We start from the raw sequence: 19,123 nt of genomic DNA on the forward strand, positions 1-19,123 counted from the left end.
GGAGAACACTCTCACTATGTCTATTATCAAAAAACCAGATTTGAGCGATCCAGAGCTACGCGCTAAGCTCGCTAAGGGCATGGGTCACAACTATTACGGCGAACCAGCTTGGCCCAATGACTTGCTGTACGTTTTCCCGATCGTGATCATGGGAACCATTTCTCTGTGCGTCGGCTTGGCTGTACTAGACCCGGCTATGATTGGCGAACCTGCCAATCCTTTTGCTACTCCGCTGGAAATTCTGCCGGAATGGTATTTGTGGCCAGTGTTCCAACTCCTGCGCGTTTTGCCTAACAAATTGTTGGGTATTGCTTGCATGGCTGGCGTTCCCCTCGGCTTGATTTTGATTCCGTTCATCGAAAACGTGAACAAGTTTCAAAATCCGTTCCGCCGCCCTGTGGCTACCACTGTCTTCCTGTTGGGAACTGCGGTAACTCTGTGGTTGGGTATTGGTGCTATTTTCCCGATCGACAAATCTTTCACGCTTGGTCTGTTCTAAGATTTAAGCTTGTTTGATTTTGACGCCCGCGAGTTTCCTCTAAAGTGCTTTTGTACTGAGAGGAAACTTTCGCGGGCGTCTTTTTATTTGAGATTTGAGATTTGAGATTTGAGATTTGAGATTTTGCTTATTACCAGGAAGAGCGAAAGTAACACATATAGCCTTTCTCAGAAAGATGAGGTACTATCCGGCGGCATAGGGCATAGGGCATAGGGCATAGGGCATAGGGCATAGGGCATAGGGCATAGGGCATAGGGCATACCTCAATTTTTGAGAACCGCTATATACTGAGAAAGAGCCTCTTTTTACATCGCAGCTACGAGCACAATACGGTTTACTTAAGGCTTTTTGACTAATTTTTTAAGTAAACCCTATTGCAACATAAACAATGAAAATCAATCAAGCAGATACTTGTCGCAACTATATTTTACCCAAGCTTAAAGCATGGGAGAAAGAGCCTCATTTTTTTACCGAGCAACATTATATTCATGAGAGATTGGGGCTAATTTTTTAGAAATAGAGAGTATATCTACTTACCAACAATCCTCATAAATTATATCGTGTCCGATCGCGTAACCAGAGTAAGATTGGTTCGTAGTGCGTCCTGGCGTCCGTACCCGGAGCGGACGCCAGGACGCACTACAAACCGTTTTTGTGATCGCAATTGACTGGAAATGATTACACCAAATCTCCGGAAATAGGCTAGACTTGGACGCAAACATATTCAGTAGAATTAATCTATATTGCCACGACGTTCAAAAGTAAAGATGGCTATAGTTAGCCTTACTGATTTTCGCAATTTTACGGGTATTGAATCCGGCTTAATAGGGACTCAATACCCTCTTGCTACTAAATGCGAAGCGTGTTATGGCATGAGGATCTCAGAGGAATTATCATGAACTTTAATTTAGATACTATTTTCTCACCGCTGATGAACCCGGCTCTGAATGAGTTTCAGGTTTGGGCTTTGGAAAACCCCGACGAAGGCCTCAGCAAAACGATGCTACCCGCGATCGCCCTGATCGAGGGTTTAATCGCCAACGAACCCACCTATTTGCCTATCAAACGGCTGGCTTTCGGGGCTAACTTTTGCTGCGCGGGACAAGTCGTGATGGGAGAGTTTGCAACACTCGAACAAGCACTCACATCGCCCCAGGCGCGCGGATGGCGACTGGGTACTTCTGTGCTCGATCCGGATCTCTCCCCCAACCAAGATGTCGGCGGTAGGAACCTTTTCCTGCTGTCTTTGTCCGATCGCGAACCAGACGGTAGCAGCAACCACGCAGCCTTCCGAAGCTGTATGCAGAAGTATCTTTTCAACAGTGCGACAACCGATCGCCAGCAAGACGAAATTAGCAGGCGGTTGCTCGATCGCCTAGCCGCAGATTATACGGAGATGCCGCACGGTGCGGGTGAAGTATTTTTTACCGATGCTAGGCGCGGTTGGATGGGATTTTTAGTGCGATATCTGCATTACGTCATCTTTGCGATTAATCCAGATGACAAAGAGTCGATCGAACTTCTGACAGATTTACATTATATCCGCCAAAGCCCAGCGCACTATTTCGCCGTCGCCGGCAGTCTGCTGCAAAGTCTTAACCTGTTTGGACATGGGGATTTGTCCGCTTTAATCGAGCGCGCGGCGACGATCTACGAAAATTCTCCCGCCCTAGCCGAGTTCGAGGTGAGCTCGGAAAACAACGGCATGACGAGGCGGGAATTGGCGAAGCTGATGACATCGATTATGGGGATAGCGGGATTGCAAGGCCCCCTGCACTTGGGTTACACGGCTATGGGATTCCGCCCTCTCCCGGCGTATAAAGGAACACGCACGGCTGAAATTAATCCGACGGATTTTTGGGATAATCTCGATTTGGACGATCGCCCGTCGATCGAGCTTTTCCTACTGGAATGTGCGCGCCTCTGGGCTCCCGTCAGCGCCACCCACCGAGTCGCGACAGAACCTTTTACCGCCACGATTGGAGGCAAACAGCGCACTTTCCCCGCCGGCACCAAGGTACTGATACCGATCAGTTTGGGGCATCTAGACGGCAGTTTCTGGGGTTCTACGGTGTACGAATTTAACCCTAAGCGCGAGAATTTGTGCCCTTATCATATGGGTTTTCATGCGGTGGGCGATCGGAGTGCGGGACGAATTTGCCCTGCTAAAGATATCGCGCTGAAGATGTTGGTCGATGTGGTGAGTACCGTTGGCAAAGTTAGGCGCTCGTCTGCACTTAATTTGCAGCGGTAATTAATCGAAAAACCAGGTTTGTAGTAAGGACTTCAGTCCTCTATCCTTGGATGAAGAAGGACTAAAGTCCTCAGTCCTCTATTCTTGGATGAAGAAGGACTAAAGTCCTCACTACGAACCTAATTTTAGTTATATAACTGGGTACGAAAAACCAGGATTGTAGTAAGGACTTCAGTCCTCTATCCTTGGATAAAAAAGGACTAAAGTCCTCACTACGAACCTAATTTTGGTTATCTAACTGGAATCGAAAAACCAGGTTTGTAGTAAGGACTTCAGTCCTCTATCCTTGCCTGAAGAAGGACTAAAGTCCTCAGTCCTCTATTCTTGGATGAAGAAGGACTAAAGTCCTCACTACGAACCTAATTTTGGTTATCTAACTGGGTACGAAATCACCAGTATTTTTGAGGTTAAATAATACCATGTTAATCGAACAAAAGCTGCTTAAAGATATCGCAACTTGGATGAAAACAGAACATCCGCCCGAGTTCCCCGAAGTCCTGCAAGGTATCTTCTTTATGGACGGGAATATTTTGCCAGACTATTGTCTGACGATGTACAATTCAGAATGGAATGCTGACCAACGAACGTTATTGCTGCGGATTTATGAGCCTGTTGTCTGGAGTTTTCATGCGTCAATGGCAGGACGGATGTTACTTTATGCCGTCAAATTGTCTCGCTTCAGTTATTTGTTCCGCTTCTCGGATGCAACTTTGCAACACGGGCATATCACGCCGATCGCGTTTGGATTGTCTGTGCCGCCGTGGCTGATGGATTTTTTGATCGATCGAGATCCGAACACTCCGAATGGGGATATCTGGAATCGCAGAAACTCGTTTTTCGGTAGAGCTCCTGAAAAAGGCTATACACTCCGCAGAGTTGTTAACAAAGATGGGATTCCCACATCAGCATTTCCAGATTTTCTGTCGAAAGTTGGCAGCGATTGTTTGATCGTGGCTCAAGAATGATAATATTTAGGACAACTACAAAACCCGCTGCATGAGGCGGGTTTTGGCGATCGCAACGACGGAATTTGAACCCGCGACTCGAATTGCGATCGCCCGAATCACAGCAAAATTCCCGGAAAACAACCCAAAGGGCGATCGGCATCTATGACATCGCTTTCTGTACAATACAAAAATTCGATCGCGCGCCACGAAAGTCACCGCTGATTGAGAATAGCCGAAAACCTGTAAAAACAACAAAACCCTCTCAGAGAGAAGGTTTTATTAATCGGAGCGACACGATTTGAACGTGCGACCCCCACTACCCCAAAGCTCAATTACTCACCCTCAAACTCTTTTCTTGTAAGCATTCTGGCTATTGTCAATTAGTGGTATAGCTTTAGTGTCGATCGAGAGTGATTTTTTTTGTGCGTCGAGTGACTTCAGTCTAAATTTAATTGAGTCTAAATTTTATTTATGCTCAGTTTAGACTCAATTAAATTTAGGCTCAATTAAATTTAGGGCTAAATTACAGCTTTTTTGAGATTTAGCACAGAAACTTGACCATATTCTAAGTTTCCTTATAGCACAGAAAGCTTAGAATATAAGGCATCTAGCGTTTTTGCGTCTCGATCGCATCAAGCACCTCTAAAAATTCGGCGTTGCTGAGTTAGAGTATGAATACGAGGAATAATTTATGCAATGCCCAGACTGTAAATCAACCCATATCCGTAAAAACGGCAAGAAGAAAGGAAAACAGAACCACATTTGTGTCCAATGCGGTCGTCAATTCATCAATGAGTATGAGCCCCAACGAGGTTATAGCGAGGCAATCAAATGTGATTGCCTAAAAATGTATGTCAATGGTATGGGTTTACGGGCGATAGAACGAGTTAAGGGAGTTCATCATACCACAGTAATAAATTGGGTAAAACAAGTCGGAAAAATCTTGCCAGATGTTTATGATCCTGAAGTCATTCCAGAAGTTGGTGAACTCGACGAATTACAAACTTATGTGAAAAAAAAAACAGACAATATCTGGCTGTGGACAGCGGTTGACCACTTTAAGCCAGGAATTTTGGGATGGGCATTAGGAGATCTAGCGTGCTAAGACATTTGAACCATTATGGGACAAAGTAAGTGAATGGAAATGCTACTTCTATGTAACGGATGGATGGTCTGTATATCCGATGTTTATCCCTGATGGTGATCAGATTATTAGCAAGACTTATATGACACGAGTAGAAGGAGAAAATACAAGATTAAGACATTATTTGGCTAGACTACATCGCAAGACTCTTTGTTATTCTAAGTGCGAGGAAATGCTTAAGCATTCTATTAAATTATTAATACATTACTTGAAATTTGATGATCTTCCCATTCCTGGGGCATTCATACCTTGATTCAGCAACGCCAAAATTCTTAGTTGACATATAAAGAAAAAAAGGCTGACTTAGAGGTAGTCTAAGAAAATTTAGAGGTTCAATTAATCTTATTTTCGTACTAAAATAAATTAGTTGCTAAAAACTAAAAAGCAGTGGTGGTATAGCTTTAGTCTCGATCGTCTCTAAAAATATTAGATTTCGCAGCCCTATAAATAATTTATCCCTATGCCTAACATATCCCTAAAAGTACGGTATATCAGGCATAGGGATAAATTGAGCTTAGGGCTAAATTACAGCTTTTTTGAGATTTAGTAGTGTTTTCGCGTCTCGATCGCAGTTTTTATGAACTTTTGTTAAATAGTTATCGTATAAACGTAGGTTTGTGTTATATTACTTATAATATGACAAGTAGTTTAACTGAGGATTGCCAATGAGTTCAAATATTGTCGCAACTGAAACCAGACTGTTTGGCGAACAGGAGTTGACATGGGTGTTAACTGAATCTGGTAGAAAAGCAGTAAGAGCAGCAGAACTTATAAAAGCTTTAGGTAAGCAAGAGAAAGATACTTCAAGACTTGTGCAAATGAATGTCTTCCCTGATTTTCGTTTTCAATCAAGTTTCGGTGAGGCAAAACGTCCATCTTGGTATTTGTACGAACAAGGTGCTGTACAACTTGCAACTAAACTTGACACACCAGAATGTGAATTGTTTCAGCGATGGGTTTTTGATGTAGTTGTAAAGCTATTTGCTAGTGGTGGCATCATCATGCCCACCGCCACTAGCGAGCAATTGGGTGTGTTGATTAAGGATGCGAATGCGAAACTGATGTCAAAATACAGGATGCGATCGGTAAAGTTCAAAACCGACAAAGACGGCACAGTGAAAATGACAGTGTTCAGAAACGGGGGGAAGGAATACGAAACGTACATTTCAGACAAATCAAAACCAAGCCTAGTCAACCCACAGATTCTGATAATCGGGCATTACGACGATGCGGTGGACTCATGCAGCATCGACATCGACTCACCGATGAAGGAAGCCTATGTCCGGTGGCGTCAATACGATGATGTGTACGATCGCCGATGGAAGCGAAATGAGCTTGAGGAATGGGTACGGGTAAACTTTCCGGTTGCTGCGTAGTGATGTTTTGGCGACTTTGACTGCTGCGGTCTACCCAGTTTTTCAACCTCTAACCGCCGTAGTGTAGCGGGTGATAGCTATCACCCGCTATTTTTCTATAATGTCAAAAATCTAGTAAAAACACGTAGAAAAAGTGATCTAAGATTGAATTAATTTATCAATAATAATATGTCAGACATACATCAGAATCTCCCGGATTCTTTTGTCGAACGAGTCACGACATTGGAATTCCGAGTGCAGTTGCTAACGAAAGAACTGCAAGATATTAGAGCTTCACACACGAAGCACAAGAAAGAAACCAGATTAATGAGAGAAGTAACTGAACTTTGTACTTGGCTTCCAGGGGGAGCCAAGGGATTTTTATTATCTCTTTTTGCTGTGATTTTTTTGAGTTCGTTAACAGCAGAAATAATGCTGAAAACTACGAATGTTCACGTAGAAATTCGTCGGTATTTAATAGATGTCCTTGAGTTCAAAGATTAGCGATTAGCTTTCCAGATATAGGGAAGCACAAAATCATCATCTGCCCAGAATCCTTTTCCTAGGTTCTGGGCTTGATTCTTAGCAGCAACCACTGCTTGATAAATCAAGCCTGAATTATTTGGTGGAACGTTGACTGCCAAGCCCGCAGCAGCTAGGATAACTTGGATGTTATTTGTTACCGACATTTCGGCGATCGAATCGCACAAGTACCAGTCAGCAATGGTTCTACCAAAAATGTCTAGTCCGATCGGCGCCAAACAAACAGTTTTTTTTCTGATCAAAGATAGGAGAAAAGTTTTAGCTTCTCCTCCCCATTCCCATTGATTCAAATCTTCTGGCTTCTGACTTAAATCAGTTTTATATCTTATTTCAGGTGTATCAATCCAAGCAGCCCGTGTTCGGACTGTTTTTTTATTTCTGCTAAACTGAAATGTATCAGCATCTAATAAAAACTTTCTGGGCACTACGATCGGTTCATTCATAGTATAATAGGAAAAAAGGACACAATTATAATAGAAAACGTGGCATAAACCAAATCGAATCGATTTAATTGGATCGGTTTAATCAGCAGCCAGTTATCTAATTATACCAGATTAAGACTTTTTCCTTGACAAAAACTTTTGACAATAATCAAAATGCACAAAACAGATAACTTTTCTTACCGCCTAGTTGTGGCAACTTTATCAGGAGCTGTGGCAGTTTCGTTGATTTCGGGAATGGCACTTGCAGTAATGAATAAGCCAATTCCTGAGATTTTCATTGTGATCGGGAGTAATGCGATCGGCGCAATCTCAGGTTTATTAGCTCCTTCACCAAATCAGAAAGATGGCTAAAGAGTTTGCTCGACGGGTTTTGCTTGCTCAACCCATCGATAAAATATTAATTATTGAAGCAATATCAAGATTAAATTTTGATATTACCTACATGGAATATGCTAAAAAAACTTTTAATCGTGCTGCGGAAACTCAAGAATCGATTGATGAATCAAAAGAACTTTTGCTAAAGCTCAAAAACTTACTTTGATAAATTGACATTTAGATGTGCTTGGTTTATTCTAAGAAATATATATTTTCACCCATCATTCAGTGTCTGCAAGGGCACTGTTTTTTGTTGAAACTACTTATCGTAGACAACCTTAATCTTTGCTCCTGGCCCCGCAGGCGAAGCAAAAACATAAAGCTTTCCGTTGTGAGAGAAATGGCGAGACTGTACCCGCATCCCGTAGCTACCTACTTTGCAAGAGGGGTTTTTTTCTGTACCGCTTGGAGTAAACGGAACAGGGTTGATACTGCTACGGGGAATTCCATTAACAGAAACGAGTTTTGACAATGGGTAAGAAGTAGTGCTCGACAGAGCAACATAGCCACATTTGTTGACGGTAGCTGTTCTGATTTTCGTTGTTGGTGTTGGTTTACTAGGTTGGTTGGGGTTGGAACCAGTGTTTGGTGTAGGAGCATTTGGAAGATTAATTCGCGGTAATGGAGTCGGTGTCCAAGGAGTAACAGTAAAAGTCATAGTTTATTTCCAGGAATTATTGTGGTTGTGAAAATGAAATCAGGGTTAGTCCTGTAGCGTCGATCGCACTTAATTAGCTCCATAAATTGAGCATGACCGTCGCGCGATCGACCTACTAAACAGCCAGCAGAAGCTGTGTAAATGTCATTTTGAGGATGATCGTAACCGTGATGTTGATTGATTCCGAAGTTACCTTCAAAAATATCATCCCCAGTTCGCATCATATCCCTATTGTAGTCGCGGTGAACAGGAACAGGAGCAACTTGAATCAGAGATTCGTGGGGTTCGCTCATACCGTGAATCCCAATTTGCCACGATCGATACTGCCCGAAAGCAATGCGCGCTGCACCATCAGGATTCATTGGTCGATCGGTATAGTGATACCCTGGCTCTGTTGTAGCCTGCCATCTGTCGATAATTGCAGGTACTTCATTGTCAAAATCAATTATCATCCGCACATCGTTGAAGTGATTCGGGCTATCATTGTTGAGTGTACCGTCGATATTCATGCCCTCAACGTAGATGATGTTTAATTCGTCTTTGCCCCTAAATATCTGATACTTCTGGGCTTTCATGTAATTGATAATTTTGGTTACTAGCACAAAGTATTCCTCATTAGATTATATAACTATTATACAATAACTATACAATAATTTAATTAGCGATTAAATCGAGGCGAACAGATACACGTTAAGTAACTGTATAATCATGACCAAAGAAACAGATATTTTGCAACAATACTATCAGAAATGGAAAAGAGGCGAGTATAAGTCTTGCAAATCCCCATTTGACGATCCATTTATTTTGCATGGTGATGAAGGATTTATGGTAAAAATGAGTCATAATCAAGATTTTATTGGCAAAATACACGCTAACACCAAATATATTGGATGTGTTTCTGAGCTAGCTTTGGTTTACGGGGAAACTCCAGATAAAACTATCGATGAGTTTTTATCTGGAGTTAAAAAAAAGTCTCAGAATCATGATTGATTCTGAGACTTTCACAACCTAAAACTCAGATTCGGATTCTAAGTGATAGGTGTCATTCAGCCGTTCATTTTCCATTTGATATATCTCTTCTTGAGATACATCGAATTGTGAATTGATTAGGGCAACTTCAGCAATTCCAGCAGAAATAGCATCAGCTAGATTTGCTGAAATGCCCCAACTCATGCCAAAATTTACGATCGACCATTCAACATCGCCTGGATTTCCACGATGCCAAGACCCGCCACCAGCGATGGTGATTTCTTTGAAATCGATAGTCAATCCGTTGGTTGTGATTTGCATTTTCCTTGGCTCCATAAAGAATGTAATGAGTCAGTTTTTGACTCATTACTTTATGGCGAAGCCTTTTTTCTGTTATTATGGAAAATCTCGAACTTTCAAGTCACTAGAAAATTCGTCAATTACCACCCTTACGGTCTTTGAGTTTAAGTTTGAAATTGAGAATTGAATTGTGCAACCAACTAATGAATTGTTAATTTTTTGAACTCGTAAGGAAGAATAAAATCGGGTTTTGACCAAATCCCTATTTTTTTACGGTTAGCATTTGCTGTTTCGGTGATTATTCCCCGCAGTACAGCCAATTCTCGGCTGCTGTAGGAGTATCGATTAAACGGTAAATAACTAACTGCCATTCCCAGTTTACAAAGCTTAATTTGTAAATTGGTTGTTGCAGAAACTTTTTCGATATAACAATCACATACCCAACGATCGAATGGGTCTTTGACGATCGGGATTGTGATTATCGGTTTTCCTGCCACTAGATCCATCAATGCAGTTTTTGCTTTTTCCGCCCATTCCCAGTGTTCAAGGATTTGGGGATTGTTGTTATTTTGTCCATTTTTTCGAGATTCGGGCGAATCGATCCATTGCAATCTAGCTTTAAATAATTGACCTTGAAAATCAAGATTTAAAGTGTCTCCATCAAATACGAATTTTGACAGACAGTTGTAGCCATTTCCAGGTATTAGCATTTGTAAAGCCTTATTTATTTTTTATTATACTCTAAGGTAAAGCCTTAATAACAGTAATGGCTCCCTTGAATTTAAGGGAGCCATTATTATTTACTGTGGCAACTGACGGACTTTCAAATCTTCATAGAATTCATCAATATCTCCACCCTTGCGGTCTTTGAGTTTTACTCTCATCAAATCGTGTTCATAATCAATTGGAGCATCAGCCATTGGCATTGACCCCAACTGCTTAACAAACACTGCGACTTTGGCTGATTTACACTGGCTAATGATCGATCGCAACCAATCAATTTCACAAGGACGAGCACCAGTTCCTGACTCACCACCGACAATCACCCAGTTTATTTTTGATTCGGCGATCGGATGTCCGCCCTGAAAATCACAAGTTTGGCACCCGACACAAACACCGAGATATTGCCTCAAATCTACTAGCTCCAACAGTGGCTCACAGCTTAAAAACCGAACTGTTGCCGGGGTTTGCAAAAGTAAGGCAATGCGATCGTCCGCAGCTTTTTGATTCTCAATACTGGTGCCGAGCCAAACATTGGGCAGTGGCCAGATAAATTTATCCCATTCTGCCTGTGGCTTGATTTCCTTTACAGCATCGAAGACCATTTCACTTCTTGATGCGTAGCATTCAGGTTTGCCCTTATGAAGGGCGAAGTATTCTTGCATCCGTTCTGGGCGTTTAGTCAAAACTTGGAAAGTGTGTTGTGACGCGATCGCCATCACCGCGAAAATCTTGTTTAGCCATTCATCTTCGACATTTGCATGAAAGATGTCAGACATTGAACAGACGAATATTTTTTTGGGTGATTTCCACGACAGCGGTTTGAGTAATTGATTTTCGACAAACTCGATCGTGCCGTCCCATTCTTTTACGCTTTGATATTGAGGAAATTGTTGCAGTCGTGCTGACTTAGCAGCAGATTCTGCGTAACAATTCTTGCAGCCAGCGCTGATTCGAGAACAGCCAACAAGTGGGTTCCAGCTATTCTCTGTCCAGTGTATTTTACTAGCCATTATTTTCGCTCCTTATTTTAACAAAGTTGCTAATAACTAAACAGATACAAATTCTATTTAGTTATTGTTTGTTCTAGACAGTTTTATTTCTGGCTTTGCGAGCTGTCACGCTGTTGTTTTCTCGTTTAGCTTATTGGAAGCGAACACTCGCCGGGGTTGACGAGTGTTTCGAGAAAAACTTAATTACCTAACAAATCCCAGATAAAAGGCATTGCTGCGTCTTTGGATTCTTCGTCAAATTCTTCTTGTCTGTTTTTGAAGTTTTCTTGAGTATCAGATTCTGGTATCAAGAAAAAACGTACTGCATCTTCGAGTTCATAAAAGATAGCTTCATTCAGACTGTAGTTATCATCAAGTTCAGTTAACCCAATGTTAGCTTTTTGACAATACTCTGCCCATTCAAGCGAGCCACCAATTTCCGATAATATGGCAGAAATTGCTTGAAATTTAGAGACAAGTGATGAATTCATTGATTTACCAGAATCAGATCAATGCTCATAAGCGAAGCATTACTTTAAAAAAAAGTCGGGGATTGCTCCCCAACTTTTACCGACTATTCAGCGCTACGCAACAGCATTTGTTCGCTACCGGGCAATGCTTTTGGTTGCAATGAGCTGATATTCATGTCATAGCATTCCCAAATTTGTTCTTTGTGAATTTTGGTGCCAAGAAAGATTGAGCCGAAGTTTTCGATCGAGGGCATCGTATAATTTCCTACTTTGCAGCAGTAGGATTTATTCGATCCTTCGCCTTCTTTGATTGCCTTAAATTCCGCAGCAAAGACGCAAAGACTGCGCCATTTGTCGTTCTTTCCGCTGGCATTGGTTTGGGTGAGTTTGGCAAAAACAAGTTCGATCGCAATATAAAATTCTTCCAAAGCTTCACGCAAAGACCACAAAGCAACATTCTTGAATCGAATGCGTAATGGACGGGTGTGCAAAAGGTTATTGGATTGATCCAAAAACATGACTAGATGTTCGCTCACGACTTCCATCGTTTTCTTGTCTAACAAGTGCCGATCGAATTCGTAGCTACCAACTACGATTCCCGCTAAATCACCAAGTTCATCGCCAGTCTTATACCGGATGTAAGGCGGAACATTGCCTAGTACAGCCATGCGGACTTTCGACAGAAATAAACCTTTCTCTTTGGTTCCTGATGGTAATTCAACCTCGGTCAAACCTTCAAAATTAGTCCAACCCGCTTTGATAGCATTTTTCTCGGGGATGAAAATACCGCATGGATTGTCATTGATCACGATCGCATAAGGAAGACGTGGGATGCGAACTGCGTTAAATTCTTCACCCATCAAACTAGGATCAAATTGAAATTCAGATGCGATCAATTCAGGGGAAACAGTAGATTCAGTGTTTACAGATGTTTTCGCAGTTTTGTTGGTTGTCATGGTTTTAGTTGTGAATTAGGTACATTGAAGCAATGCTCGCAGCCCAAAAGCGAAGCATCGACTTCGCTCAGCTACCGCATTGCTTTAAACATTATGAAATTAGTCCGAGTGGCTCAATTAGTGAAAAAGGTGATTTTTGCATTACTTCTTGCATTCGATCGCCTAATCCATTATTTCCAGTAGCACCAGAAAATGTAAACTCAAACCACTGGTATTTAGATTCAGTTTCTTCAAACCCAATAGTTGTTATCACATTGCTAAGAGTTGTTTTTTCTTCAATCAATCTACGATATTCCAACCAAGGTGCTAATGCTTCTGTTGTGCCATTTCCTAGCACTGCATAACACCAATTGCCTGCTCGATCGAGAAAAGTTAATTGTACCCATTTTTGAGCAGAGAGATTGTCAAATGGTTTACCGAATACGGGTTCTGATGCCCATAATACAATCATTTGAAGTTTGTTGCCAATACAGGTTAGTTCAGTGTTGTTGCCTTGATAGATTAAGCCTTCTTTGCGATTGAATCTGTACTTTACTCGTTTCATTTCCTGACTATTTGCAATTAGTTTTATTGTTGATGCGGTTCTATTCAGCCTTACCGCAGATTGGCGATTCAGAAACTTACTACAGACTCAAAGCGTTCGCCTCGATTTAAAGCTAATCTTTTACATAAACTGCCAAACTAGCAACTTTATGCTCAGTTGCTCGAATTGCTATTTGCTTTTGCTTCTGAAGATTCTGTAGGTAAGGAGAGCAAGATAGCTCTTTTTGTTTTGCTTCTGCTTCTTGGATTAACTGAGATAATTCTGCAATGTAGTCAGCGATTCCAGCAATTTCGCGAGAGTTCGATCGAATCAGCTTTTCAGTTTCTCGATCGATATCTTCACTTAATCTTTTAACTGTCAAATGCTTGGTATCGACTTTAGTTCTAAACTGTATCACTATTTTAGCGTTTAAGTCAGCAAAAACTATATTTTTGTTGGCTTTCTCGGACGCCAAAACTTCAAAAGCTTCTACGATCGCATCAGGTTCGATCGCTTCTGCTTCAAGCTTTAGTAAATCAATTTGCTTGCGAATTTCTGCTAGTCTTTGTAGGTGTTTCATGGTATAGTTGAAGTTACGAGTGACGAGTAAAAAATGCTTGCACAGCGGTTTTGCTTGATTCCGCTGTGCTTTTTGTTTTGCTAGAACACAAGTTCTTTAGTTTGCGATTTAGAATATTCTGGGTCTCCAGCAAATGGGTCTTCACCACATGGATCGTACTCTCGGCATTCTAAATCCATCAAGCAGTCATGAATGTGGCGATCGAAATGCTTGTCATTTTCACGAATAAAGTATTCTGGGTCAGCTTCGACCGACTCTAAATGATGAAGCAACCAATCAAGAAAAGCGACTTTAACTTGTTCGGGTTCCAGACAAGAACAGGAACAAACATCAAGCGCTTGTAATTTGGTGACGATCGCATCAATGTTGATATCAGCTTTGTTTGCTGCTTCTAGAGTTGATTCTTGAGTTGCTGTGAGTTTCATAATCAAAAAAACTAAACATCACCACATCAAAGCGAAGCATCGACTTCGCTCAGCTACCGCACTACTTTGATGTGGTGATATCATTTATTCCTCTTCTTTCGTCTGAGCTAGAGAATTCAGCAAGTAAAGAAGGCTACCAGCGCCCACAGATGTGTAAGTGGTTGGTAGATAGCCTGAGCGAATTATCACATAACTTTCAGTTCCTTCAATTCGATCGCAGCTTATGATGTCACCACGTTTGACCGCAGCAACAGCCAGCTTGTTGATTCGACCGTGGAGATGAGCAGTCACTTTTTTCTTCATTTTTTTGTTGGTTGGTTTGGTTGACAATTGAAATCTCAAACTACCGCAAAATCAAAACTTAGCTGTTGCGGTGGTTTGGTAATCCATAGAATCTTGTCGAGTGGATTAAATCGGTAAACTAGAAGATTATTTGCGATCGCCAAATCAATAGCATCGCCGGGTCCACCGCGATCGGTTTGGCGATCTGAATCCCAATGAGTTCCCGTGTAAATGCTAAGGCAAATGTCAGATTTACGTACCATCTGACGCACAGCTAGCGCTCTGGAGCCGTGGAATCCTTGTGGATAGAGAATCATTGTTTCTGCTGCTTGTTCGAGTTGTTTGCGAAACCGTGACCGTTGACGAGGCTTCCAAGTTCGATCGATGTTGGGATGTGGCAACACAGCAGTCCAACTTATCCGTCGGGCAATTAGGATGTCGGCAACCACCTGGTCAAAGCCAAGTGTTAATCCGCAGAGGAAATGACGAGTGTTTTGTTCGATCGCCACGTCAATCAAACCCTCAATTTGTCGGCGGTAGTTTCTATCAATCCAGTAGTTACCAGTGAAAAAAGCAGTGATTCGTCTAGGCATACAAAAAAGCCCCTGGACATCCAGAGGCGATAAGTGATTGAGATTAAGTTGGTGGCTAAGCGAAAAGATTTAGTTGATGTGAGGGTTCATGGATTGAAAATTTACTGGTTTGAGGATTGTACTGATAAATCAGTTTTTGGCGAGCCATGCGAACAGTTAGCGCTGTGCCACCAGTTTTGCTGTTGTCGTAGATTGCCAGACATAAATCTGAGTGCTTTACCATGTACAAATTACGCGCCTGCATTACACCATCTTTGTATTCGGGATAAAGTACGATTTTCTTGTTTGCCTGGGCTACAAGTCCCTCATATCGCTTCTGTTGATGGAGCGGCCACCGCTTGTGTTGATCAGCACAGGGAATCACGGCTGTCCAGGCGAGGGCGCGATCGACTAAGCATTCAGCCGCCAACATATCAGTTCCTACTGCCATGCCGGACAAAAAGTGGGAAACTCCTTGATTTAGTGCCATGTCAATCAACGAGTTGATTTCAGATTTGTAGAAAACGGTGATGTATCTGTGTCCGGTAAAGAAAGCTGTGTGATATTCCATATATTCAGGTTCTTGGTTGATTTCTCGATCGCACGCGACCATATAGTCGTGCAGTTCTAGTTTTGGTGAGTACATGGCAAGGAAAGTAACTACACCACTCCCAAGCGAAGCATCGACTTCGCTCAGCTACCGCATTATTTTGAATACAGTGACTTTCTGGGCAGTAAAAAAGCACAGCAATTTGCTTGATTGTGCTGTGCTTTTCATTGGTGATAAGTGGTTGGCGTTTTCGATAGCGCTAGTATCAAGCAGCCAACAAATCAGTTATTTTTGGTTGCCATCGCAGATGAAATATGGTTTTGCCGTGACCGCGGGCTGTGTCCGTGATAATTTTGCCGTAAAGTTTTCCTGAGTCTGTCAGATGCCAGCTTTTCTTATCGCCTGTAATTGCTTGAACTTGAAAGCCTCGATCGACCAATAACTTATTTACTGCGATCGCACTCAACGGTTTTTCTAGTCCTTGGTGTTCGGCAAGCAATTTGCCTATTTCTGTGGGGGATAGCAGAGGTTCTGGGATGTCGGCGGTGGCAGCCAGTAACTTTTTGCCATCCTCATAGACGGCTGCCTTATCTGGGTCGTACTTGGCGTATTGGCTTAACATCCAGGATGATGCGATCGGCGGTTCGATACCGGCTTCCAGAAGTAGAGTTTTGCAGAGTGCGATCGCCTGTGTAGGAACTTCAGGGCTTAAATTATGGTGGAGAAGAGCAGAAGTATTTTCCGTGGCGGTGTAGCCGCCAGTTTTGCGGATAGATGGAAGTACCTCCGACGTAACCCACTTGCGGAATGGCTTAGCCTCTGGTTTGCTCGATCGCAAAATTAATGCGAACATCCCGGACTCCGAAACTATTGCTGTGGTGGGGTTCCCGGAGGTTCCATCATTTAAAATGATGGTATTAATTTCATCTTCATCTAAACGAGCCAGCGTCTGTCCCACATTGCTCAACCCTATTGCCTCGCATAAATCCTTAGCCACAAACCAAGGTTCGCCCTCGATCGCAATTACTCGAACTTGTTGAGTATTGAAATTAAACTGTGCTAAATTATTCACGGTGGTTCCTCTAATTACGTGTTAGTTGATTCACAAGTCGTCACCCTTCAAGGATGCAACCTTGAAAGGTGGCGCATTTTGTAGGCAACTAAATTATACCAAACCAGCGATTTGCTGTTAATATATCTTGCTGGGTTTTTCAACATTAATTTACTGCATTGCTTAGCTGTTGTTAGTAGCAAAATCAAATGTTTTGCTACTGAAAACAAAGCAAAATATTTTGCTTTTAGTTTTGCTGTTACTATCAAATTTGATGTTTATTAAAAAAAAACCGTTAACTCCCAAGGGGGAATTAACGGTTTTTTCTCATTTATTCGCTAGATAAGTAAGAAATCGTTTCAACAACTTTGCATTTTCTCTATCATAGGCAGATAAAGTCCACAGAGTGATGTCGTGATTCTTACTTTTCTCCGCGATCGAAGATAACTTTTGAAGGATGTAATATCCTTCAGCTACTCGCAGATTTCGATCGGCAGAAAACTCAAAATTAACTAAATGCCACAAATATTGTCGAAGGTCTGCTGCATTCATATCAACGTTGATATTATGCAAACCTTTCGATGCTTTGTGGCACCACGAAGATAAAGCAAATTCTTTTCCGGCATAGCCTACGACGTAGTTGCTAGCTAGAAACTCTGCCTGTTCTTCTTTTGTCATGCGAACTTTGGTTCGATCGACAAAATGAAAGAAAACGCGGTCTCGGCTGTTAACATCAAAGACATCGGAGGATTCTTTGATGTTCCGAATTAGAATAGTCATGATCGTTATGCTGAAACAACGCCACTCCATGCCGAAGGCTTAACTTTCGATATAATGCAGAGACTTTGAATAGTTTTTTGGCATTGAAGCAAAGTTCTGGATACGTAATCTTTGACTCACAATGAGCTTCGATCGCAATAAAAAAAAATCGATAAGTGCGATCGATATTACATCGATCGCACTTATACTTACCAAGCTATGGGGAAATCAATACTGGATCTATATCCCCTAGCTTCATTTAATTGCCACAATACCAAACTAAACCTTTCTTCGCTTAGCACTCTAGGCACTGCATGGACTTTCTTGCAATTAAACTCAACGATGTCCCCATCATTAAGTTTATACAATTTGCCATCAATACTAAACTCTGCTACGCCGAGATTAATATTGATAGCACGGGGTTTCGCATACGCATGATCGCCGTGGGGTCTAATCACACCGCTACTGCCTCCGCTTGCTTTGCCATGATAGGTGAGCAAACCTATATCACAGCCTGGATAAATTCTCTGGCAAAACTCATAAAGTCTGCCATCAAAATATCCTGGTGAAACTTTGCCATTGCCGAGATTAACTTCATTAAAAATCCATAATTGAAGCCGCCGATCGGTGTAGCGACTAAAACTTGGATTCATCAATGGAATTAAACTTCGACAATAATCCCGAAATGCTTCTAGATTCGGGATTTGCTTGGCTATTTTCTTCATATTGCCTCCGTGGGCTAAAAATCATTACTCTATGCCGAAGGCTTAACTTTTGATTCACAGCGAGCGAGTGTTGTTCAATTACAATAAAAAAAAATCAACAAATTCGTTCGCCTCGTTAGCGTTCGCCTCGCTTTAAAGCCCTCGTAGAGGATTTAAAGCGTTAACTTTTATTCACAATCAATGAGCTTGATTACAGTAAAAAAAAATCGGTAAGCTCGATCGCTACGACATTTAAAAAAAACCGCCAACTCCATAAGGGAGTCAGCGGTTTTTTCTATTTAAAATGGTTCTTGTTCTTCATACTTGGTAGTGCTGGTTGTCTTTTTTTGGCGCTTGATTTTGCTTGCATAGTATTGACTACGCAAGTTAAGCATTTCATTCACTGTGTAGCCCATTTCTTGCACCATCTGTGCAATTTGCAGATACTTCATCTCGTGAATTTCATGCTCCTTCCACTCAGCCTCGAATACGGAATAGCCACCATATTCGAGGTTTTTGAGTTCTTCTTTGTTAGTGGCTTTGTATTCTTGCCAGGCGATGACGCGCATTGCATCTACTAACAAACCAAAAGCTTTTTCGCTTTTGGTTGGAAATGTGATAGCCATATTTTTTGTGGTAGGTATTGAAAGGACTGAGAGCTAACTGATTGTTAACTCTCACTACTCCATCGCGAAGCGCTATCTATGAGACAAACAGAGATTACCAGAATGCCGATGGCTTACGCCCCGCTTTGCTACGAAGATTGTAGATATAGCCAGACTCTTTGTTACCTTCATTTAGCCAGGTGATTTTCTTTATGGAAATTACAGTCAAGTTTCATATCCAAAATTTCGACATACTCGTCGCTGTGATTGACTTCATAGAGTCCACCTATTTCAATTCGATCGCCATTTTCACATAACGGCAATTCGCAATTGAAATAGCTATCACCTTCGCCATCATTGAAAACGAAAACTCCATCTTCAAACTGACAATGCTTGCCAATCCGCTCAACAATGTCAAAATCTGCTGGTCTTGGTGTAATTTTCATG

General features: G+C 41.8%; 29 protein-coding genes. 9 read left to right on the top strand and 20 right to left on the bottom strand.

Annotated features, from left to right (window positions below; translation table 11 throughout):
- Nucleotides 1–16: 16 nt before the first annotated feature.
- The 3 genes from petD to QZW47_RS27615 all read left to right on the top strand — a co-directional run bounded on the left by petD (nucleotide 17) and on the right by QZW47_RS27615 (nucleotide 3,718).
- Entirely contained in the window at nucleotides 17–499 is a 483-nt protein-coding gene (petD, locus tag QZW47_RS27605) for a cytochrome b6-f complex subunit IV (protein WP_293134929.1), read from the top strand.
- Nucleotides 500–1,394: 895 nt separating this feature from the next.
- Nucleotides 1,395–2,753 (top strand): cytochrome 450, encoded by a 1,359-nt coding sequence (locus QZW47_RS27610; protein WP_293134702.1) that lies wholly within the window; start codon nucleotides 1,395–1,397, stop codon nucleotides 2,751–2,753.
- A gap of 419 nt (nucleotides 2,754–3,172) precedes the next feature.
- Nucleotides 3,173–3,718, top strand: coding sequence for a hypothetical protein (locus QZW47_RS27615; RefSeq protein WP_293134705.1), 546 nt, complete (start codon nucleotides 3,173–3,175; stop codon nucleotides 3,716–3,718).
- 15 nt (nucleotides 3,719–3,733) lie between these two features.
- Here QZW47_RS27615 and QZW47_RS27620 read toward each other — a convergent pair whose 3' ends face one another.
- Nucleotides 3,734–3,952, bottom strand: a complete 219-nt coding sequence (locus QZW47_RS27620) for a hypothetical protein (RefSeq protein ID WP_293134708.1) — start codon at nucleotides 3,950–3,952, stop codon at nucleotides 3,734–3,736.
- Nucleotides 3,953–4,391: 439 nt separating this feature from the next.
- On the opposite strand from QZW47_RS27620, the gene QZW47_RS27625 reads away from it, so the two are divergent.
- From QZW47_RS27625 to QZW47_RS27635, 3 genes are all read left to right on the top strand, one after another.
- Nucleotides 4,392–5,097 (top strand): IS1 family transposase gene (locus tag QZW47_RS27625; RefSeq protein ID WP_293134711.1). Its coding sequence is split into 2 segments (ribosomal slippage): nucleotides 4,392–4,799 and nucleotides 4,801–5,097, totalling 705 coding nucleotides; the frame shifts between segments, so codons are not numbered across the junction.
- A 412-nt stretch (nucleotides 5,098–5,509) separates the two neighbouring features.
- Nucleotides 5,510–6,220: a hypothetical protein gene (locus tag QZW47_RS27630; RefSeq protein ID WP_293134714.1), complete on the top strand. Its 711-nt coding sequence runs from the start codon at nucleotides 5,510–5,512 to the stop codon at nucleotides 6,218–6,220.
- 168 nt (nucleotides 6,221–6,388) lie between these two features.
- Entirely contained in the window at nucleotides 6,389–6,703 is a 315-nt protein-coding gene (locus QZW47_RS27635) for a hypothetical protein (RefSeq protein ID WP_293134717.1), read from the top strand.
- Here QZW47_RS27635 and QZW47_RS27640 read toward each other — a convergent pair.
- Nucleotides 6,700–7,185 carry a thermonuclease family protein gene (locus QZW47_RS27640; protein ID WP_293134720.1) on the bottom strand — a complete coding sequence of 162 codons (486 nt, stop codon included), beginning with the start codon at nucleotides 7,183–7,185 and terminating at the stop codon, nucleotides 6,700–6,702. The genes QZW47_RS27635 and QZW47_RS27640 overlap by 4 nt on opposite strands.
- 153 nt (nucleotides 7,186–7,338) lie before the next feature.
- Here QZW47_RS27640 and QZW47_RS27645 point away from each other — a divergent pair, with 153 nt between their 5' ends.
- The gene (locus QZW47_RS27645) at nucleotides 7,339–7,536 is read left to right on the top strand and encodes a hypothetical protein (protein ID WP_293134723.1); all 198 of its coding nucleotides are present in this window, start codon (nucleotides 7,339–7,341) and stop codon (nucleotides 7,534–7,536) included.
- Nucleotides 7,529–7,726 (top strand): hypothetical protein, encoded by a 198-nt coding sequence (locus QZW47_RS27650; RefSeq protein ID WP_293134726.1) that lies wholly within the window; start codon nucleotides 7,529–7,531, stop codon nucleotides 7,724–7,726. Before QZW47_RS27645 ends, QZW47_RS27650 begins: the two co-directional genes overlap by 8 nt.
- Before the next feature lie 93 nt (nucleotides 7,727–7,819).
- Here QZW47_RS27650 and QZW47_RS27655 read toward each other — a convergent pair whose 3' ends face one another.
- Nucleotides 7,820–8,218: a hypothetical protein gene (locus tag QZW47_RS27655; RefSeq protein WP_293134729.1), complete on the bottom strand. Its 399-nt coding sequence runs from the start codon at nucleotides 8,216–8,218 to the stop codon at nucleotides 7,820–7,822.
- The gene (locus tag QZW47_RS27660; RefSeq protein ID WP_293134732.1) at nucleotides 8,215–8,820 is read right to left on the bottom strand and encodes a hypothetical protein; all 606 of its coding nucleotides are present in this window, start codon (nucleotides 8,818–8,820) and stop codon (nucleotides 8,215–8,217) included. Before QZW47_RS27660 ends, QZW47_RS27655 begins: the two co-directional genes overlap by 4 nt.
- A gap of 106 nt (nucleotides 8,821–8,926) precedes the next feature.
- On the opposite strand from QZW47_RS27660, the gene QZW47_RS27665 reads away from it, so the two are divergent.
- A complete protein-coding gene (locus QZW47_RS27665) occupies nucleotides 8,927–9,208 on the top strand; it encodes a hypothetical protein (RefSeq protein ID WP_293134735.1) in 282 nt (93 codons plus the stop codon).
- 18 nt (nucleotides 9,209–9,226) lie between these two features.
- Here the strand turns inward: QZW47_RS27665 and QZW47_RS27670 are convergent, their stop codons facing one another.
- From QZW47_RS27670 to QZW47_RS27745, 16 genes are all read right to left on the bottom strand, one after another.
- Nucleotides 9,227–9,508, bottom strand: a complete 282-nt coding sequence (locus tag QZW47_RS27670; RefSeq protein WP_293134738.1) for a hypothetical protein — start codon at nucleotides 9,506–9,508, stop codon at nucleotides 9,227–9,229.
- A 179-nt stretch (nucleotides 9,509–9,687) separates the two neighbouring features.
- Nucleotides 9,688–10,197, bottom strand: a complete 510-nt coding sequence (locus QZW47_RS27675; protein WP_293134741.1) for a thermonuclease family protein — start codon at nucleotides 10,195–10,197, stop codon at nucleotides 9,688–9,690.
- A 90-nt stretch (nucleotides 10,198–10,287) separates the two neighbouring features.
- Entirely contained in the window at nucleotides 10,288–11,220 is a 933-nt protein-coding gene (locus tag QZW47_RS27680; RefSeq protein WP_293134744.1) for a phage Gp37/Gp68 family protein, read from the bottom strand.
- A 179-nt stretch (nucleotides 11,221–11,399) separates the two neighbouring features.
- Complete coding sequence (locus tag QZW47_RS27685) at nucleotides 11,400–11,690, bottom strand: hypothetical protein (protein ID WP_293134747.1); 291 nt, start codon at nucleotides 11,688–11,690, stop codon at nucleotides 11,400–11,402.
- Nucleotides 11,691–11,773: 83 nt separating this feature from the next.
- On the bottom strand, nucleotides 11,774–12,625 hold the full coding sequence (locus tag QZW47_RS27690; protein ID WP_293134750.1) for a DUF5895 domain-containing protein: 852 nt from the start codon (nucleotides 12,623–12,625) through the stop codon (nucleotides 11,774–11,776).
- Nucleotides 12,626–12,716: 91 nt separating this feature from the next.
- Nucleotides 12,717–13,169, bottom strand: coding sequence for a hypothetical protein (locus QZW47_RS27695; protein WP_293134753.1), 453 nt, complete (start codon nucleotides 13,167–13,169; stop codon nucleotides 12,717–12,719).
- 112 nt (nucleotides 13,170–13,281) lie between these two features.
- Nucleotides 13,282–13,728, bottom strand: a complete 447-nt coding sequence (locus QZW47_RS27700; RefSeq protein ID WP_293134756.1) for a hypothetical protein — start codon at nucleotides 13,726–13,728, stop codon at nucleotides 13,282–13,284.
- 80 nt (nucleotides 13,729–13,808) lie between these two features.
- Nucleotides 13,809–14,153 (bottom strand): hypothetical protein, encoded by a 345-nt coding sequence (locus QZW47_RS27705; RefSeq protein ID WP_293134808.1) that lies wholly within the window; start codon nucleotides 14,151–14,153, stop codon nucleotides 13,809–13,811.
- 84 nt (nucleotides 14,154–14,237) lie between these two features.
- On the bottom strand, nucleotides 14,238–14,456 hold the full coding sequence (locus QZW47_RS27710; RefSeq protein WP_293134811.1) for a hypothetical protein: 219 nt from the start codon (nucleotides 14,454–14,456) through the stop codon (nucleotides 14,238–14,240).
- 35 nt (nucleotides 14,457–14,491) lie between these two features.
- Nucleotides 14,492–15,028, bottom strand: coding sequence for a hypothetical protein (locus QZW47_RS27715; RefSeq protein WP_293134814.1), 537 nt, complete (start codon nucleotides 15,026–15,028; stop codon nucleotides 14,492–14,494).
- Nucleotides 15,029–15,083: 55 nt separating this feature from the next.
- Nucleotides 15,084–15,653 (bottom strand): SLOG family protein, encoded by a 570-nt coding sequence (locus QZW47_RS27720; protein WP_293134817.1) that lies wholly within the window; start codon nucleotides 15,651–15,653, stop codon nucleotides 15,084–15,086.
- Between the two features lie 169 nt (nucleotides 15,654–15,822).
- Nucleotides 15,823–16,629 (bottom strand): Bro-N domain-containing protein, encoded by an 807-nt coding sequence (locus tag QZW47_RS27725; protein ID WP_293134820.1) that lies wholly within the window; start codon nucleotides 16,627–16,629, stop codon nucleotides 15,823–15,825.
- A 306-nt stretch (nucleotides 16,630–16,935) separates the two neighbouring features.
- Nucleotides 16,936–17,388 carry a hypothetical protein gene (locus QZW47_RS27730; RefSeq protein ID WP_293134822.1) on the bottom strand — a complete coding sequence of 151 codons (453 nt, stop codon included), beginning with the start codon at nucleotides 17,386–17,388 and terminating at the stop codon, nucleotides 16,936–16,938.
- A gap of 188 nt (nucleotides 17,389–17,576) precedes the next feature.
- Entirely contained in the window at nucleotides 17,577–18,092 is a 516-nt protein-coding gene (locus QZW47_RS27735) for a hypothetical protein (protein ID WP_293134824.1), read from the bottom strand.
- A 278-nt stretch (nucleotides 18,093–18,370) separates the two neighbouring features.
- Nucleotides 18,371–18,697: a hypothetical protein gene (locus tag QZW47_RS27740; protein ID WP_293134826.1), complete on the bottom strand. Its 327-nt coding sequence runs from the start codon at nucleotides 18,695–18,697 to the stop codon at nucleotides 18,371–18,373.
- Between the two features lie 167 nt (nucleotides 18,698–18,864).
- Entirely contained in the window at nucleotides 18,865–19,122 is a 258-nt protein-coding gene (locus QZW47_RS27745; RefSeq protein ID WP_293134828.1) for a hypothetical protein, read from the bottom strand.
- Nucleotide 19,123: the final 1 nt, after the last annotated feature.

Origin of the sequence: Microcoleus sp. bin38.metabat.b11b12b14.051, from assembly GCF_013299165.1 — a bacterium.
In the GTDB taxonomy this organism is placed as follows: domain Bacteria; phylum Cyanobacteriota; class Cyanobacteriia; order Cyanobacteriales; family Microcoleaceae; genus Microcoleus.